This is a genomic window from Actinomycetospora sp. NBRC 106378 (assembly GCF_030269685.1).
Classification (GTDB): domain Bacteria; phylum Actinomycetota; class Actinomycetes; order Mycobacteriales; family Pseudonocardiaceae; genus Actinomycetospora.
Window position 1 is genome coordinate 1 of sequence record NZ_BSTT01000026.1, and the last position, 14,212, is coordinate 14,212.

Genomic DNA, 14,212 nt, shown 5'->3' on the forward strand with positions numbered 1-14,212 from the left:
CTCAGCGAATCCCAGCGCCGCAAGGCGCTCCCGGGGTGGCTGCACGAGTACAACCACCACCGGCCCCACAGCGCCATCGGCAGGCAGGCCCCGATCACCCGCTTGACCAACCTGTCCGGTCAGTACAACTAGTCCGTGCTCTGACACGGATTAGTGCTCACCTGGCGGAGCCACAATCACCCGCGGCACCGGCCGCCCGGCCGCCCACTCCTCGATGTCCTCCAGGGCGTCGGCGTACATCGCGGTGTAGGTCTCGGCCGTGACGTAGCCGAGGTGCGGGGTGAGCACGGCGTTCGGGACCGAGCGCCAGGGCGAGTCGACGGGGAGCGGCTCGATGCCGTAGACGTCGAGCCCGGCGCCCCCGATGCGGCCCTCGGTCAGGGCGGAGAGCAGCGCGTCCTCGTCGACGATCGGGCCGCGCGAGGTGTTGACCAGGATCGCGTTCGCCGTCATGAGGTCGAGCTCGGCACGACCGACGAGGCCCCGGCTGCCCTCCGAGAGCTTCATGTGGATCGTGACCACGTCCGACGTCGCGAAGAGCTCCTCCTTGCCGACCGGCTCGACGCCGACCGAGCGCGCGTCGTCGGGGTCGAGGTGCCGGCTCCACCCGACGACGTCCATGCCGAACGCCTGCCCCACCGCGGCGACCGGCTTGCCGATCCCGCCGAGCCCGACGACGCCGAGCTGCCGGCCCTTGAGGTCGCGGCCGAGGGTCTGCTGCCACCCGCCGTCGCGGAGCCGTCGTTCCTCCGCGGGCAGGTGGCGCGCCGTGGCGAGGATGAGGGCCCAGGTCATCTCGACGGTCGGCGCGTTGTCGGACACCCCGCCGGTCCCGGCGAACACGATGCCACGTTCCGCGACGGCGTCGGTGTCGACGACCGCGTTCGCCGGCCCCGTCGTGACCAGCAGGCGCAGGTTCGGCAGGCGGCGCAGGACGTCGGCCGGGAACGCCGTCCGTTCGCGCATCGCGACGACGACGTCGAAGGGCTCCAGCGCCGCGACGACGCCGTCGGGGCCACCGAGGTGGTGGTCGAAGGACACGACCTCGGCGTCGAGGCGGGACCAGTCGGCCATCGAGCGGGCGAGACCCTGGTAGTCGTCGAGCAGCGCGACCTTCATGGTCGCGTATGCCCGGGCCGCGCAGGGCACACACCGGGACGTGAGCCTGTACCCGCCGCCGCGCCGCACCCTGCTGGTCTACGCCGAGCGTCCCCGCCGGCGGATGCTCCAGGTCCTGTCCGACATCGCGGTCCTCGTCTGGGCCGCGCTGGTCGTCTCCGCGGCGATCGCCCTGCACGACCTGGTGCTCACGCTGCAGGCGCCGGGCCGCGGCCTGACCGACGCGGGCGAGCGGGTCCGCGGCGTCTTCAGTGGCGCGGCCGAGGCGGCGGGCGGGGTCCCGTTCGTGGGCGACCGGCTGGCGGGCGCCTTCTCCCCGGGCACCGACGCGGGGACCTCGCTGGCGGACGCGGGCCGCGCGCAGGTCGAGGCGGTGGCGGCGATCGCGACCGGGCTCGCGTGGCTCGTCGTCGTGGTGGCGGCCTTCCCCGTCATCACGACGTGGTTCTGGCTGCGGCTGCGCTGGATCCTGCGGGCCCGGCACGCGGTGGCGGCGCGCTCGCTCGACGTCGACCTGCTCGCGCTGCGGGCCCTGACCCGCGGGTCGCCGGGGCGGATCCGGCGGGCGGCGGGCCCGTCCGGGGACGCGGCGGGCGCCTGGCGGCGCGGTGAGCTGCCGGTGTTGATCCGGCTGGCCGACGTCGAGCTGAAGCGGATGGGACTGCGGGGGGCGACCTCGGTGACGTCGGGTCTCCCACGAGACCAGTGACACGGTGACCCTCACCCGTGCGACACGCCGGGACGCCCTACCCTGCACCCCGACGTCCAGGTCGGACCGGTCCGTACGGGAAGGTAGGGGGCGTGGTGACCGTGAACAGGACGGGGACCGCGCTCACGCGCGGCCTGGACGCGGTGCGCTCACGGGCAACCGGTTTCGTCGCCCGGCACTACCTCGCCTGGCGTTCCCGCCGCGGGCTCGACCCGATGTCGTTGATCCCCGACTACGCCCTGATGCCGCTGCGCCGCGACGGGCTCGACCCGGTGCCCGACCTGCGCGAGGCCCGCGAGGACCATCCGGTCCGCGACTTCCCGCTGCCCTTCGGGGTCAAGGCGTGGCTGGTCACCGGGCACGAGGAGGCCCGCGAGGTCCTCGGCCGCACGCACGGCATGTCGACCGACTTCGGGAACCTCGTCGGCCGGGCCGGCATCGGCAGCGGGCAGAACCCCGGCGGCCTCGGCTTCACCGACCCGCCCGACCACACCCGCTTGCGTCGGCTCCTCACCCCCGAGTTCACCGGACGGCGGCTCTCCCGGCTCGGCCCGCGGATCGCCGAGATCGTCGACGGCCGGCTCGACGCGATGGCCGAGCTGGCGGCGCGCGGCGAGGAGGTGGACCTGGTCCGCGACTTCGCGACGCCCATCCCCTCGCTCACCATCTGCGAGCTCCTCGGCATCCCCTACGACGAGCGCGACGAGTTCCAGGCCCTCTCCACCGCCCGGTTCGACCTGCTCGCCGGGGCCACGGCCGCGTTCGACAAGATCTCCGAGTCGCTGGTCTACCTGCGCGGGGTCGTCGAGCGGCAGCGCGTCGAACCCGGCGACGGCCTGCTCGGGATGCTCATCCGCGAGCACGGCGACGAGCTCGACACCGACGAGCTGGCCGAGCTCGCCGACGGGCTGCTCACCGGCGGCCTGGAGACCTCGGCGTCGATGCTCGCGCTCGGCGCCGTGATCCTGCTCCGCGACCCGGAGGTCGCGGCGATGGTGCGCGACGAGCCCGAGTCCGTGCCCGGGTTCGTCGAGGAGCTGCTGCGCTACCTGACGGTGGTGCAGATCGCGTTCCCGCGGTTCGCCACCGAGGACATGACGATCGGCGGTGTCGACATCGCCGAGGGCGACGGCATCCTCGTCTCGCTCTCCGCCGCCGACCGCGACCCGAAGCTCACGCCGAACCCCGAGGTCTTCGACCCCCGGCGCCCGCCGTCACCGCACCTGGCGTTCGGCCACGGCATCCACCGCTGCATCGGCGCCGAGCTCGCCCGCATGGAACTGCGCACCGCCTACCCGGCCCTGCTGCGCCGTTTCCCCGAGCTCGCGATGGCCGTCGACGAGCGGACCCTGCCGCTGCGCGGCACGTCGATCGTGTACGGGGTGGACGCGTTGCCGGTGACGCTCTAGTCGCTCGTGGCAGGAAAGCGTCGTTGCCGGCATCCAGCGGCAGGAACGCCGCATCCTCACTAGGCTCGCCGCCCGTGAGCACCCGCCAGGTCAGCCGCGACATCGTCATCGACGCCCCGCCGTCCGCGGTCTTCGATCTCCTCGCCGACCCCCGCCGGCACGGCGAGTTCGACGGGTCCGGCACGGTGCGCTCCGCGATCACGGGCCCGGACCGGCTCTCGCTCGGCTCGTCGTTCGGCATGAGCATGAAGCTCGGGGTGCCCTACACCATGACCAACACGGTCGTGGAGTTCGAGCAGGACCGCCGGATCGCCTGGCGCCACGTCGGCCACCACCGCTGGCGCTACGAGCTCACGCCGGTCGGCGAGCACGCCACGAAGGTCACCGAGACCTTCGACTGGTCGGAGTCCCGCGCGCCGGTGGTCCTCGAGCTGCTGCGCTACCCGGCGGCCAACACCCGCGCCATCGAGAAGACGCTGCCCCGCCTCAAGGCCTACCTCGAGGGGCGTTCCTGACGATGCCCTTCGCGCCGCTCGGGCCCGTGGACCTCTACTACGAGGAGCACGGGTCCGGCGGTGTGCCGCTGGTGCTCGTGCCCGGCGGCCACCTGACGATCGACCTCAGCTTCTCGTCGGTGCTGGCTCCGCTCGCGTCCCGACGCCGGGTCGTGGCGCTCGAGCAGCAGGGCCACGGCCGGACCGCCGACGTCGACCGGGACCCGACGATCGACGCGCTCGCGGGCGACCTGCTCGGACTGCTCGACCACCTCGGGCTGGAGCAGGTCGACCTCTGCGGCTTCTCGCTCGGGGCGCTCTCGGCGCTGGAGCTCGCGATCCGGCATCCCGCCCGGGTGCGACGGCTGGTGTTCGCGTCCGGGTTCGTCCGTGCCGGCGGCTACCACCCCGACATCACCGACCCCGACCGCTGGGCCACCTCCACCCGCATGCCCACCGAGGCGGACTTCGCGGCCATGCGGCGCGAACACGAGCGGCTCGCCCCGGACGGTGCGGCCGACCTCGACGACGTCATGGCGAAGCTCGGGCCCGTCGTCATGGGCTCCGCAGGCTGGTCCGACGACGAGCTGCGACAGGTGACCGCGCGGGTGCTCGTGCTCATCGGCGACCACGACTTCGTGACCGTCGAGCACGCCGAACTCACCCGCGACCTGCTGCCCGACGCCACGCTCGCCGTCGTGCCGAACGCGACGCACAACGCCCTGATGCACCGCGCCGACATCGTGCTGCCGCTGATCGAGGACCACCTGGCGGGTTGACCCCCTCCCGGTGGCAGGAAAGCGTCGTTGCCGTCATCCGGTGACAGCAACGACGCTTTCCTGCCACGCAGAGCGGGCCCGGTCCACCGACGGCGAGACGTCACTGATCAGGCCGACGGGCCCCGCTCAGCCCGATGGGTGACGTCTCGCGGACCAGACCGGCCCGACGATGGGGCTTTCCTGCCACTGGATGACAGCAACGACGCTTTCCTGCCACGGAGGAGACGGTCAGTCCACCGCCGGCGACGACGCGTGCGCCCAGTACCGGCGCGGGATCCGACCGGCGCCCCGGGCGAGGCGGCCCGACTCGACGGCCAGGCGCATCGCCGTCGCCATCGCCTCCGGGTCGGACGCGCGGGTGACGGCGGTGGCCAGCAGCACGGCGTCGCAGCCCAGCTCCATCGCCTGCGCCGCCTCGGAGGCGGTCCCGATCCCGGCGTCGAGCACGACCGGGACCGACGCGGCGGCCACGATCATCTCGATGTTGTGCGGGTTGCGGATGCCGAGGCCGGTCCCGATTGGCGAGCCCAGGGGCATGACCGCGGCGCACCCGGCGTCGGCGAGCTTCGCCGCCAGCACCGGGTCGTCGTTGGTGTAGGGCAGCACGGTGAAGCCGTCGTCGACGAGCTGCTCGGCGGCGTCGAGCAGCTCGATCGGGTCGGGGAGCAGCGTGCGGTCGTCGGCGATGACCTCGAGCTTCACGAGGTCGGTCTCCAGCGCCTCGCGGGCGAGCCGCGCCGTCAGCACCGCCTCGGCCGCGGTGTGGCAGCCGGCCGTGTTCGGCAGCGCCTCGATGCCGAGCCGTTCCAGCAGCGCGAGCACCCCCGGCCCCCCACCCGCGTCGAGCCGCCGCATCGCGACCGTCGTCAGCGCCGTGCCCGACGCCACCAACGACCGCTCCAGCACGGCCAGGTTCGCCGCCCCGCCCGTGCCCATGATCAACCGCGAGCCGAACTTCCGTCCGCCGATCACGAGATCGTCCATCTCAGCCTCCCTGCACCGCGGTGAGCACCTCGACGACGCTCCCGTCGCGCAGCGCCGTCGAGCGCCACTGGGCACGCGGCACCACCTCGCCGGACACCGCGACGGCGACCCCGCGCTCGGGCACCCCGCGGGCGGCGAGCACGTCGGCCAGCGTCGCGCCCGGCACGATCTCGGTCACGTCCCCGTTGACCAGCACGTTCACGTCGTCACCTCCACGAGGGTCCGGACGTCGTCCGGGACCGGACGATCGGCCAGGACCGCCGCCATCACGTCCGCCGTCAGGGCGGTCAGCAGGATGCCGTTGCGCCCGTGCCCGAAGCACGCGACGAGTCCCGCCGGGCCGCCGGGCACCGGCCCGAACACCGGCAGGTTGTCCGCCGTCCCCGGGCGGAACGACGCGGCCGACTCCTCCAGCGCGTAGTCCCCGATCCCGGGCAGGACGCGTTCGGCGTCGGCCAGCAGGTCCCGGACGCCCGCGACGGTCACGTCCGGGTCGAACCCCACCTCGTACTGGGTCGCGCCCAGCACCAGACGGTCGTCGTCGCGCGGGACCGCGTAGACGGCCCGGCCGGACACCTGCGCCCGCACCGTGTGCCGCGGCGGCGGCAGGGACCCGGCGCGCGCCCGCAGCCGCAAAATCTCGCCCTTCACCGGGCGCACCAGGTCGGCCAGCGCGGGGTGCAGCGTCGCCGACCACGCGCCGGCCGCGACCACCACCCGGTCGGCCGCGAGCGGGCCCGACGCCAGCTCCACCCCGCCGTCGACCACGGCGTGCACGGTCTCCGCGCGCTCGACGACGCCCGCGCTCCGCGCCGCCTCGCGCAGGGCCGCGAGCAGGAGTCGGTTGTCGACGGCGAGGTCGTCCGGCACCGCGATCCCCGCCCGCACCGCCGGCCCCAACGCGGGTTCCCGACGACGGGTCTCGCGTCCGGTCAGGCGCTCGGCGGCGCGGCCCCAGTCGCGCAGGTGGGCGACGATGCGATCGAGGTCCTCCCGGTCGGCGGCGTCGACGACCACCGCGAGCGTGCCCTCGGTGCGCAACCCGACCCGTCGTCGGGACGCCCGTTCGACCTCCGCGGCGAAGGCGGGCCAGCGAGCGAGGGAGGCGGCGCCGAGCTCGAGCACCGCGCGCTCGCCGGGCCACGCCTCGGTGATCGGGGCGAGCATCCCGCCGGCGACCCACGAGGCCCCGGACCCGGACGCCGGGTCGACGAGCACGACCTCGGCGGCCGCGTGGTCGCGCGCCGCGACCCAGGCCGCCGTGGTGCCGACGACCCCGGCCCCGACGACGACGATGCGCTCCACCGACAACCCCTCCCTGCGCCGGCATGACCCGGATCAGGTTCGACGGTCGGGACCCTCGTGCGGTCCCCTCTCAGCCCGTGTCCGGGCTCCCGTGGTTCTTTGCGTCTTCACCCTACGCGCTAGCGTCGGGCCCCGATGGACACGCGCGCACGGCTGGCGGACGCCCGGCTCTACCTCTGCACCGACTCCAGGGCCGACCGCGGCGACCTCGCCGAGTTCGCCGACGCGGCGCTGCGCGGCGGGGTCGACGTCATCCAGTTGCGGGAGAAGGGCCTGGAGGCCCGCGACGAACTCGCGGCCCTCGAGGTCCTCGCGGACGCCGCCCACCGCCACGGCGCGCTGTTCGCGGTGAACGACCGCGCGGACGTGGCCCTGGCCGCCGGCGCCGACGTGCTGCACCTCGGCCAGGACGACCTGCCGGTCGACGTGGCGCGCCGGATCGTCGGCGACGAGGTGGTGATCGGGCGCTCCACGCACGACGTCGACCAGGCCCGCGCGGGCGCGGCGGAGCCCGGCGTCGACTACTTCTGCACCGGGCCGTGCTGGCCGACCCCGACGAAGCCCGGTCGCCCCGCCCCCGGCCTGGACCTGGTGCGCGAGACCGCCGCGTCGGGCACCGGGCGCCCGTGGTTCGCGATCGGCGGCATCGACCACGACCGGCTGCCCGAGGTCCGGGCCGCCGGCGCGACGCGCGTCGTGGTGGTCCGCGCGATCACCGGGGCGGACGACCCGGAGGCCGCGGCCCGCGCGCTGGCGGAGGCCCTGCGCTCGTAGCCGGGCTCACGGCCGATCGGGCAGCATGCGCACGTGACCGTCCACCTCGCCACGACCGTCGAGGGCTCCGGCCCGCCGCTCGTGCTGCTCCACGGCATCACCGAGGACGCCTCCTTCTGGGCGCCGGTGGTCCCGCTCCTCACGCCCTGGGCCACCGTGGTCTCCGTCGACCTCCGCGGGCACGGCGCCTCGCCGGACGCAGCGGACTACGACCTCGACGCGATGGCCGACGACGTCGCCGCCGCGCTCGACCTCGAGGAGCCGCCGCTGCTGGTCGGGCACTCCCTCGGCGGGCTGCTCGCCGTCGTGTTCGCCGCCCGCCACCCCGCCCGCGGCGTCGTCGACGTCGACCAGCCGCTCGCGCTCGCCGGCCTGCAGGCGGGGGTGCAGCAGGCCGCCCCGATGCTGCGGGGGTCGACCGAGCAGTTCGAGGCGTTCATGGCGGGCCTGTTCGAGTCCATGCGGGGCAGCACCCCCGACGACGAGGCCGCCGCCCTCGCGACCCGTCGTCGCCCCCGGCAGGAGGTGGTCACGGGCATCTGGTCACCGCTGCTCGACGGCACCCCCGAGGACCTGTCGGCGTACGTGGAGCGCACCGCGGCGGCCGTCCGGGTGCCGGTCCTCTCCCTGCACGGGCTCGACCCGGGCCCCGACTACGCGGACTGGCTGACCGCCCGCATCCCGACGGCCACCGTGGAGCACTGGACCGACGACGCCGGCGCCGACCTCGGCCACCACCCGCACCTGCGCGCGCCCGAGCGGTTCGCGGCCCGGGTCCGGGAGTTCGCGGCGACCCTCCCGGCATGAACGAACGGCACTCTCGCAGCATCGATGTGCGCGAGAGTGCCGTTCGCTCGGGACGGCGGTGCGGCCGGACGGCCTAGTTGCCCGTCGAGCCGCCCTGCTCGTTGAAGCGCGGGACCAGGCTCGACAGCGGGTTCTGCGGGGCCTGGGAGGTGCTGGTCGACGGCGCGCGGGTGGTCGTGGTCGACCGCTCCGCGCCCTCCTGGTTGCCCGACCCCTGGTCCGACGACGTCGTCGTCGTGGCGTCGGAGCTACCCGGGTCCTGCGTGTCGGAGGACTCCGTCGTCGCGGGTGCCTGGGTGTTCTGCCCGAAGATCGAGCCGACCGACGTCCCGGAGGTGCCGCCGGAGAGCGGGTGCCCCGTGGCCGACTCGACCGCGAAGCTCGCGAGCAGACCGATGGCGAAGACACTGGCCGCGACCCCGCCGAGGGTCACCCAGGTCTTCCACCCGAAGCGGCGGTACCAGGGCGTGCTCTCCTCGACCGCGGACGCGAGCGCCGTCGGGTCGTCCCCGCCGGGCCCGTGCGCGAGATGGGCGGTCGGCTGGCCACCGGAGGGCGGGAAGGACCCGCCCATCGGCATCTGCCGGGTCGGACCCGCGAGCGGACGACCGTCGGGGCCCAGCGGCGGGACGACCTGGGTCGGGTTCCCGCCACCCGGGGTGCGGCTGTTCGGGATGCGCCGGGTCGGGTCCACGGGCTCCCCGGTCGGGCGGCCGGCGGCGTCGAGCCGGGTGACGACGGTGCGACCGCCGCCCCGGAGCTGCTGCGTCGCGACCGGCACCACCACACCGTTGGCCAGCCGGCGGGTCGGGACGCCGGGCGGGACCGGGGCGCCGGGCGGGATCGGGGCGCCGAAGGGCGGCGACATCATCGGGCCGGGCTGCCCCGGGACGCCGGGACGGGGTGGCATCCCGGGTCGGGCCGGGTTCGGGGGCCCGGCCTGCGGTGCGGCACCCCGGGCGACCTTGGTGCCGGTCATCGCGTTGACCACGAGCCGGGACTTCACCGCGTCCCGGGTGCGCTCCAGGGACCTCTGGTAGAGCGCCGACCCGACGGTCGAGATCACCGACGCGGCCGCCGCCCCTCCGATCGTGCCGATCACGCCGAGGAACGAGCCCAGGATCGCCGCGGTGGCGGCGGCGAGGGCTCCGGCGATGATCTGCGGGAGGGTGAGTCCGGTCGCGGAGGCCTTCGTGGTGGTCTCGGGCTCGGCGGGGCTGCTGGTCGTCGCGTCGGGCATGGCTCCCAGGGCTCGCGGTACGTCGGGGTGCAGGGCTGGGTGGTCCCTTCCAGGTTCACCCACGTCGCAGGACGCTCCCCACGATGCCAGCGTGGCCATGGGGTGAGAACGTTCACCCCGTCGCCCGGCACCCCCGGCCGACGGATGCACCGATTGGGCCGGTCGGGCCAGCACGACGGCGGGTCGGCGACGCGAGAGAATCCGGGCATGTCCTGGAGCACCTTCGTCGCCGTGGGCGACAGCTTCACCGAGGGCGTCGGTGACGTCGACCCGACCACGGGCGCCGAGCGCGGCTGGGCCGACCGGGTCGCCGAGCACCTCGCGCGGCAGGAGCCCGACCTGCGCTACGCCAACCTCGCGGTCCGCGGGCAGCTGCTCGAGCAGATCGTCCGCGAGCAGGTCGACCCCGCCATCGCCATGTCCCCCGACCTGGTCAGCATCTGCGCGGCGGGCAACGACCTGCTGCGGCCGACCGCCCGCCCCTCCGACCTGGCCGACCGCCTCGACGCGGCGGTCGGCCGGCTCGTCGCGACCGGCGCCGACGTCCTCGTGTTCACCGGCTTCGACACCCGCTCGACCCCGGTCGTCGACCTCGTCGGCCGCCGGCTGGCCACGATGAACGAGCACATCCGCGAGATCGCAGCCCGTCGCTCCGCGCTGCTGGTCGACCTCTGGACGATGGACACGCTCGCCGACCCGCGGGCCCGCGCCGAGGACCGGCTGCACCTCAACGCCGAGGGCCACCGCCGGGTGGCCGCCCGCGTGTGCGAGGTGCTCGGGGTGCCGACCAGCGAGGACTGGCGCGACCCGTGGCCCCCGCTCGCGCCGACGCCGTGGATGCGCCGCCGCGAGGAGGACATCCGCTGGGTCCGCGGGCACCTCGTGCCGTGGGTGGGCCGCCGGCTGCAGGGGCGTTCCACCGGCGACGGCCGCCCACCGAAGCGCCCGGAGCCGGCACCGGTCCGCTGAGCCCTGCCTCCGAGTACGTCGCCGGCGCTGATCCCGTGCTCGGTCCTGCAGCAGCGGGCGCAGCCGGGTCAGGTGAGCGCGTCGTCCCGGGAGGTCAGGGCGACGCTGCGCGCGATGGCGGCGACATGATCCGCGACGTCATCCGCCGTGGGGTGGCGGCGGTCGAGGAAGCCGGTCCGGAGCAGGGCCGCGTACCCGTGCGCGGCTGCGATCTGACGCTCGATGAGCCGCAGGGCGGCGCGGGCATCGCCATGGGTCACCGTCATCGCGGTCGGCACCAGCGCATCCATCACGGCCCGACCGGCCTCGAGCAGATCCCGGTCGTCGAGCCCGTGCAGCTCGTCCGAGAAGATGAGGTCGAGCCCGGCTCCGTGCTCGATGGTGAATCTGGTGTAAGCGGCCGCCGCTCGAGCGGTCACGTCCACCGCATCGAGGTCGCCGAGCGGCTCGTGGAGCTCGGGCAGGACATCCCGCAGGCTCGCTGTGAGGCGGTGTGCCATCTCGACCGCGGTCGCCGCGAGCAGGGCCGGCCGATGGGCGAAGTGGCGGTACGGCGCCCCGCTGCTCACTCCGACGCGGCGCGCCACCTCGGCGACCGACAGGGCACCGATCCCCCGCTCGGCCACGAGCGCCAGCGCGCCCTCGACGAGCGCGGCCCGGAGGTTGCCGTGGTGGTACGTGCTGCGCGAGGCCACGGGCCGCACCTCCTCACGACGATGTAAGCAGTCTCTCACGCCCGAGCAGATGCAGGCGGCCCCACGTCTTGTGTCAATGAGAGAGGCCGCTTACTTTTCGGTGAGAGGGCACGTACATCCTGTGCTCCGGGCACCACGAGGAGGAACGAGCCATGTCCGAGTCCCTGCAGTCGGCGATCGCGATCGTGACCGGAGCGTCCAGCGGCATCGGGGAGGCCACGGCAACGCGCCTGGTCGACGAGGGCGCGGCGGTCGTGCTGGTCGGCCGCCGGCGGGACCGTCTCGAGGCCCTGGCGACGTCGATCGACGCGCGGTCCGGTCGGGCCCTGGTGGTCGAGGCCGACATCGCCCGCGCCCAGGCCGCAGCCGACGTCGTCGACACGACGATCGCGCACTTCGGGCGCATCGACATCCTCGTGAACGCGGCCGGGGTGATGCTCAACGGTGACTCCCTCCGGGCCCGGCTCGACGAGTGGGACCAGATGGTCGACGTCAATCTCAAGGGGCTGATGTACATGACCAAAGCGGCCTTGCCCCACCTGCTCGAGGCGCCGAGGTCCAGCTCCCGCCGCGTCGCCGACGTCATCAACGTCAGCTCGGTCGCCGGGCGTGCGGCCGCGCCCACCGTGGCGATCTACAACGCCACCAAGTTCGGCGTGACCGCGGCGACCGAGTCGTGGCGCCAGGAGTACGCCAGGTCGGGCATCCGTTTCTCGGTGATCGAGCCCGGCGCGGTCGAGACCGAGCTGTTCGGTCACCAGCAGCAGCACGCCCAGGACATCGAGGCCGAGCGGTTCGCCGGGGTCGAGAGGCTCCTCCCCGAGGACATCGCCGACGCTGCCGCCTACATCGCCACCAGCCCCCGCCGACGCGCCGTCAACGAGGTCGTCGTCCGCCCGACCGACCAGGCCGCCTGAGACCCTTCGGTCGGCGCCTCCCCGGAGGCGACCCCGGCCCCGCAGGACCATCGTCTCCGTCAGGTGGGCGGACGGCGCCGCTCACGCGTCCGGGGGCCGGCCGGCCTGTTTCCGCTTCGACCCCCTGTCGGCGTGCTCGCCGCCCGGTCCGGGGATGGGGACGACCGGGTGCCGCGGCCCGGGGTGCCCGGCCGGGAGCGCGCTGCGGACCAGCGGCCAGGACCCGAGGACGCAGAGCAGGACCAGCGGCCACGTGAGGGCGATCTGGGCGATGCCGAGCGCCACCGTGGCTCCCGCCGCCCAGAGCGGGAGGAAGACGACGAGGCGCAGGGCGTACTGCCCGGCCCAGAGCCAGCTGGCGCGGCAGTAGCCGCGGACGAGGTCGGGGTCGTCCCGCCACGCCCGCGGCCGGCCCAGCGCCGCCCCGACGACGAGCCCGAGCAGGGGCCAGCGCACCGCGATCGACACGAGCCAGGCGGCCAGCGACCCGGCGTTGGCGACGATGCGCGGCAGGAAGAAGTCCTGCGCGCGGCCGGTGTAGAGCGCGAGGAGGGTCGCGCCGACGGCGATCAGCAGCCCGACCGCGGCGGCCCGGGGACGCTCGCCGCCGCGCCAGCGCATCACCGCGATCAGCAGCGCCACCAGCACGGACGCGAACCCGCCGAGCAGGATCGGCTCCCACCAGCCCAGCGCGGTCGACCCCAGCCAGACGACGACGAACGCCGCCGACGGCAGCACCGCGTCGACGACGCCACGCCCGGAGGCGGCGAGGATGTCCCGGAGCGGGTCGTCCCGAAGCACGCCTTCAGCTTAGGCTCGCCTCAGTCCCGCAGGACGCCCGCGCCCATCGAGCGGAACTCCGGCGAGGGCGTCGACGGCGACGAGACGTCGACGAGGAGACCGTTCGGGTCGGTCACGAGCATCCGGCGCCGCCCGTAGAACTGGTCGCGCGGCGGCGCCACCACCGGGATCTGCTGGCGCCGGGCCTCGACGTGCAGGGCATCGACGTCGTCGACGACGAACGTCAGGACGATGCCCGCCGGGTCGGCCCGGTAGGGCGGGGGCACCATCTCGTGCCCGACGGCCCAGACACCGAGCTCGCACACCGCCCCGTCGTCGTCCTCGGGCGTGCGCAACGCCACGTAGAAGTCGCTGTCGAACGCGACCTCGAAGCCCAGCAGACGCACGTAGAAGTCGCGGGTCTCGGGCAGGCGGTCCGAGAGGATCGTCGGGAACGCGCGGCGCAGCGCCATCGGCAGGCCCTCCTGGCGAGCGGGTGGGTCGCCCCCATCATGGGTGATCGGGCCGATCAGGCCGTGTCCGCCCCCACCGAGCCGAGCCCGTCGATGACGTGGGAGCCGACGGTGACGCGGATGACCGCCCAGCAGGCCTCGGTGAGCTGCGCCCCGAGCGCCTCCACCGACGCGCCGTGCGGCTCGTCGAGCCAGTGCGCCGCGGCGGCGTCGACCATCCCGACGAGGCCGTAGGCCAGCGGGTGCGCGATCGCCGGCTCGGTCTCCGCGCCCAGCGACCCGTCGATCAGCATCTGCGCGACGTGCGCGGAGACGACGCTGCGGACGTTGGTGCTCGCCGACTCCACCGAGTCGCCGCCCGAGGGCAGCGAGTTGCGCTTGAGGTAGAGGTAGACGTTCGCGTGCTCGGAGAGCCAGCGCAGGTGCGCCGCGAGCGCCCGTTCGAGCATCTCGCGCGGGCGCCCGGAGGGCCGCCACACGGGCTCGAGCTCGGTGACGAGCCGCTCCACCGAGCGGGCCGCGATGGCCGCCTGGAGGTCGTCCTTGCCGTCGAAGTGCCGGTAGAGCCCGGGCCGGGACACCCCGGCCTGGCCGGCGATCTGCTCGGTGGTCACGTCGGGCCCGTGGGCCTCGATCGCGGCCACGGCAGCGTCCACCAGCTCGAGGCGTCGCGCCTCCCGATGCCCCGCCCAGCGTCGTGTCCTGCCATCCATGGTCACCACAGCGTGACCCCGACTCGCGAGTAACGACAACTATGC

The 14,212-nt window shown here is 74.5% G+C and carries 18 protein-coding genes and 1 riboswitch; of the genes, 9 read left to right on the top strand and 9 right to left on the bottom strand.

Annotated features, from left to right (window positions below):
• Positions 1–132 (top strand): integrase core domain-containing protein (locus tag QSK00_RS29940; RefSeq protein ID WP_285597223.1); only part of this gene is annotated, 132 nt, incomplete at its 5' end.
• An 18-nt stretch (positions 133–150) separates the two neighbouring features.
• Here the strand turns inward: QSK00_RS29940 and QSK00_RS29945 are convergent.
• Positions 151–1,119 (bottom strand): D-2-hydroxyacid dehydrogenase family protein, encoded by a 969-nt coding sequence (locus QSK00_RS29945; RefSeq protein WP_285597134.1) that lies wholly within the window; start codon positions 1,117–1,119, stop codon positions 151–153.
• Between the two features lie 40 nt (positions 1,120–1,159).
• Between QSK00_RS29945 and QSK00_RS29950 the strand changes: the two genes are divergently transcribed.
• From QSK00_RS29950 to QSK00_RS29965, 4 genes are all read left to right on the top strand, one after another.
• Positions 1,160–1,828, top strand: coding sequence for a hypothetical protein (locus tag QSK00_RS29950; protein ID WP_285597136.1), 669 nt, complete (start codon positions 1,160–1,162; stop codon positions 1,826–1,828).
• A 134-nt stretch (positions 1,829–1,962) separates the two neighbouring features.
• Positions 1,963–3,237 (top strand): cytochrome P450, encoded by a 1,275-nt coding sequence (locus QSK00_RS29955; RefSeq protein WP_502872099.1) that lies wholly within the window; start codon positions 1,963–1,965, stop codon positions 3,235–3,237.
• 74 nt (positions 3,238–3,311) lie between these two features.
• Positions 3,312–3,752 (top strand): SRPBCC family protein, encoded by a 441-nt coding sequence (locus tag QSK00_RS29960; RefSeq protein ID WP_285597141.1) that lies wholly within the window; start codon positions 3,312–3,314, stop codon positions 3,750–3,752.
• A gap of 2 nt (positions 3,753–3,754) precedes the next feature.
• Positions 3,755–4,510 (top strand): alpha/beta fold hydrolase, encoded by a 756-nt coding sequence (locus QSK00_RS29965; protein ID WP_285597142.1) that lies wholly within the window; start codon positions 3,755–3,757, stop codon positions 4,508–4,510.
• Positions 4,511–4,738: 228 nt separating this feature from the next.
• On the opposite strand, the gene QSK00_RS29970 is transcribed toward QSK00_RS29965, so the two are convergent.
• The 3 genes from QSK00_RS29970 to thiO all read right to left on the bottom strand — a co-directional run bounded on the left by QSK00_RS29970 (position 4,739) and on the right by thiO (position 6,799).
• Complete coding sequence (locus QSK00_RS29970) at positions 4,739–5,494, bottom strand: thiazole synthase (RefSeq protein WP_285597145.1); 756 nt, start codon at positions 5,492–5,494, stop codon at positions 4,739–4,741.
• 1 nt (position 5,495) lies between these two features.
• A complete protein-coding gene (thiS, locus tag QSK00_RS29975; protein WP_285597147.1) occupies positions 5,496–5,696 on the bottom strand; it encodes a sulfur carrier protein ThiS in 201 nt (66 codons plus the stop codon).
• Positions 5,693–6,799 carry a glycine oxidase ThiO gene (gene thiO, locus QSK00_RS29980; protein ID WP_285597149.1) on the bottom strand — a complete coding sequence of 369 codons (1,107 nt, stop codon included), beginning with the start codon at positions 6,797–6,799 and terminating at the stop codon, positions 5,693–5,695. The genes thiS and thiO overlap by 4 nt, the downstream gene beginning before the upstream one ends.
• Positions 6,793–6,902: riboswitch (TPP riboswitch) on the bottom strand. It overlaps the preceding gene by 7 nt.
• 32 nt (positions 6,903–6,934) lie before the next feature.
• On the opposite strand from thiO, the gene thiE reads away from it, so the two are divergent.
• Both thiE and QSK00_RS29990 read left to right on the top strand, forming a co-directional pair.
• On the top strand, positions 6,935–7,573 hold the full coding sequence (gene thiE, locus QSK00_RS29985) for a thiamine phosphate synthase (RefSeq protein WP_285597151.1): 639 nt from the start codon (positions 6,935–6,937) through the stop codon (positions 7,571–7,573).
• 33 nt (positions 7,574–7,606) lie between these two features.
• Positions 7,607–8,380: an alpha/beta fold hydrolase gene (locus tag QSK00_RS29990; protein WP_285597153.1), complete on the top strand. Its 774-nt coding sequence runs from the start codon at positions 7,607–7,609 to the stop codon at positions 8,378–8,380.
• Positions 8,381–8,453: 73 nt separating this feature from the next.
• On the opposite strand, the gene QSK00_RS29995 is transcribed toward QSK00_RS29990, so the two are convergent.
• Positions 8,454–9,620: a hypothetical protein gene (locus QSK00_RS29995; protein WP_285597155.1), complete on the bottom strand. Its 1,167-nt coding sequence runs from the start codon at positions 9,618–9,620 to the stop codon at positions 8,454–8,456.
• Positions 9,621–9,827: 207 nt separating this feature from the next.
• On the opposite strand from QSK00_RS29995, the gene QSK00_RS30000 reads away from it, so the two are divergent.
• Positions 9,828–10,589: an SGNH/GDSL hydrolase family protein gene (locus tag QSK00_RS30000; protein ID WP_285597157.1), complete on the top strand. Its 762-nt coding sequence runs from the start codon at positions 9,828–9,830 to the stop codon at positions 10,587–10,589.
• Positions 10,590–10,657: 68 nt separating this feature from the next.
• Here QSK00_RS30000 and QSK00_RS30005 read toward each other — a convergent pair whose 3' ends face one another.
• Positions 10,658–11,284 carry a TetR/AcrR family transcriptional regulator gene (locus QSK00_RS30005; protein WP_285597159.1) on the bottom strand — a complete coding sequence of 209 codons (627 nt, stop codon included), beginning with the start codon at positions 11,282–11,284 and terminating at the stop codon, positions 10,658–10,660.
• 152 nt (positions 11,285–11,436) lie between these two features.
• Here QSK00_RS30005 and QSK00_RS30010 point away from each other — a divergent pair, with 152 nt between their 5' ends.
• Complete coding sequence (locus QSK00_RS30010) at positions 11,437–12,201, top strand: SDR family NAD(P)-dependent oxidoreductase (RefSeq protein ID WP_285597161.1); 765 nt, start codon at positions 11,437–11,439, stop codon at positions 12,199–12,201.
• An 81-nt stretch (positions 12,202–12,282) separates the two neighbouring features.
• Here QSK00_RS30010 and QSK00_RS30015 read toward each other — a convergent pair whose 3' ends face one another.
• Genes QSK00_RS30015 through QSK00_RS30025 form a run of 3 tightly spaced genes read right to left on the bottom strand, consistent with a single transcriptional unit; the run spans position 12,283 to position 14,167 of the window.
• Complete coding sequence (locus QSK00_RS30015; RefSeq protein WP_285597163.1) at positions 12,283–13,002, bottom strand: DUF3159 domain-containing protein; 720 nt, start codon at positions 13,000–13,002, stop codon at positions 12,283–12,285.
• A 20-nt stretch (positions 13,003–13,022) separates the two neighbouring features.
• The gene (locus tag QSK00_RS30020) at positions 13,023–13,454 is read right to left on the bottom strand and encodes a VOC family protein (protein ID WP_285597165.1); all 432 of its coding nucleotides are present in this window, start codon (positions 13,452–13,454) and stop codon (positions 13,023–13,025) included.
• A gap of 56 nt (positions 13,455–13,510) precedes the next feature.
• Positions 13,511–14,167 carry a TetR/AcrR family transcriptional regulator gene (locus QSK00_RS30025; protein WP_285597224.1) on the bottom strand — a complete coding sequence of 219 codons (657 nt, stop codon included), beginning with the start codon at positions 14,165–14,167 and terminating at the stop codon, positions 13,511–13,513.
• Positions 14,168–14,212 lie beyond the last annotated feature (45 nt).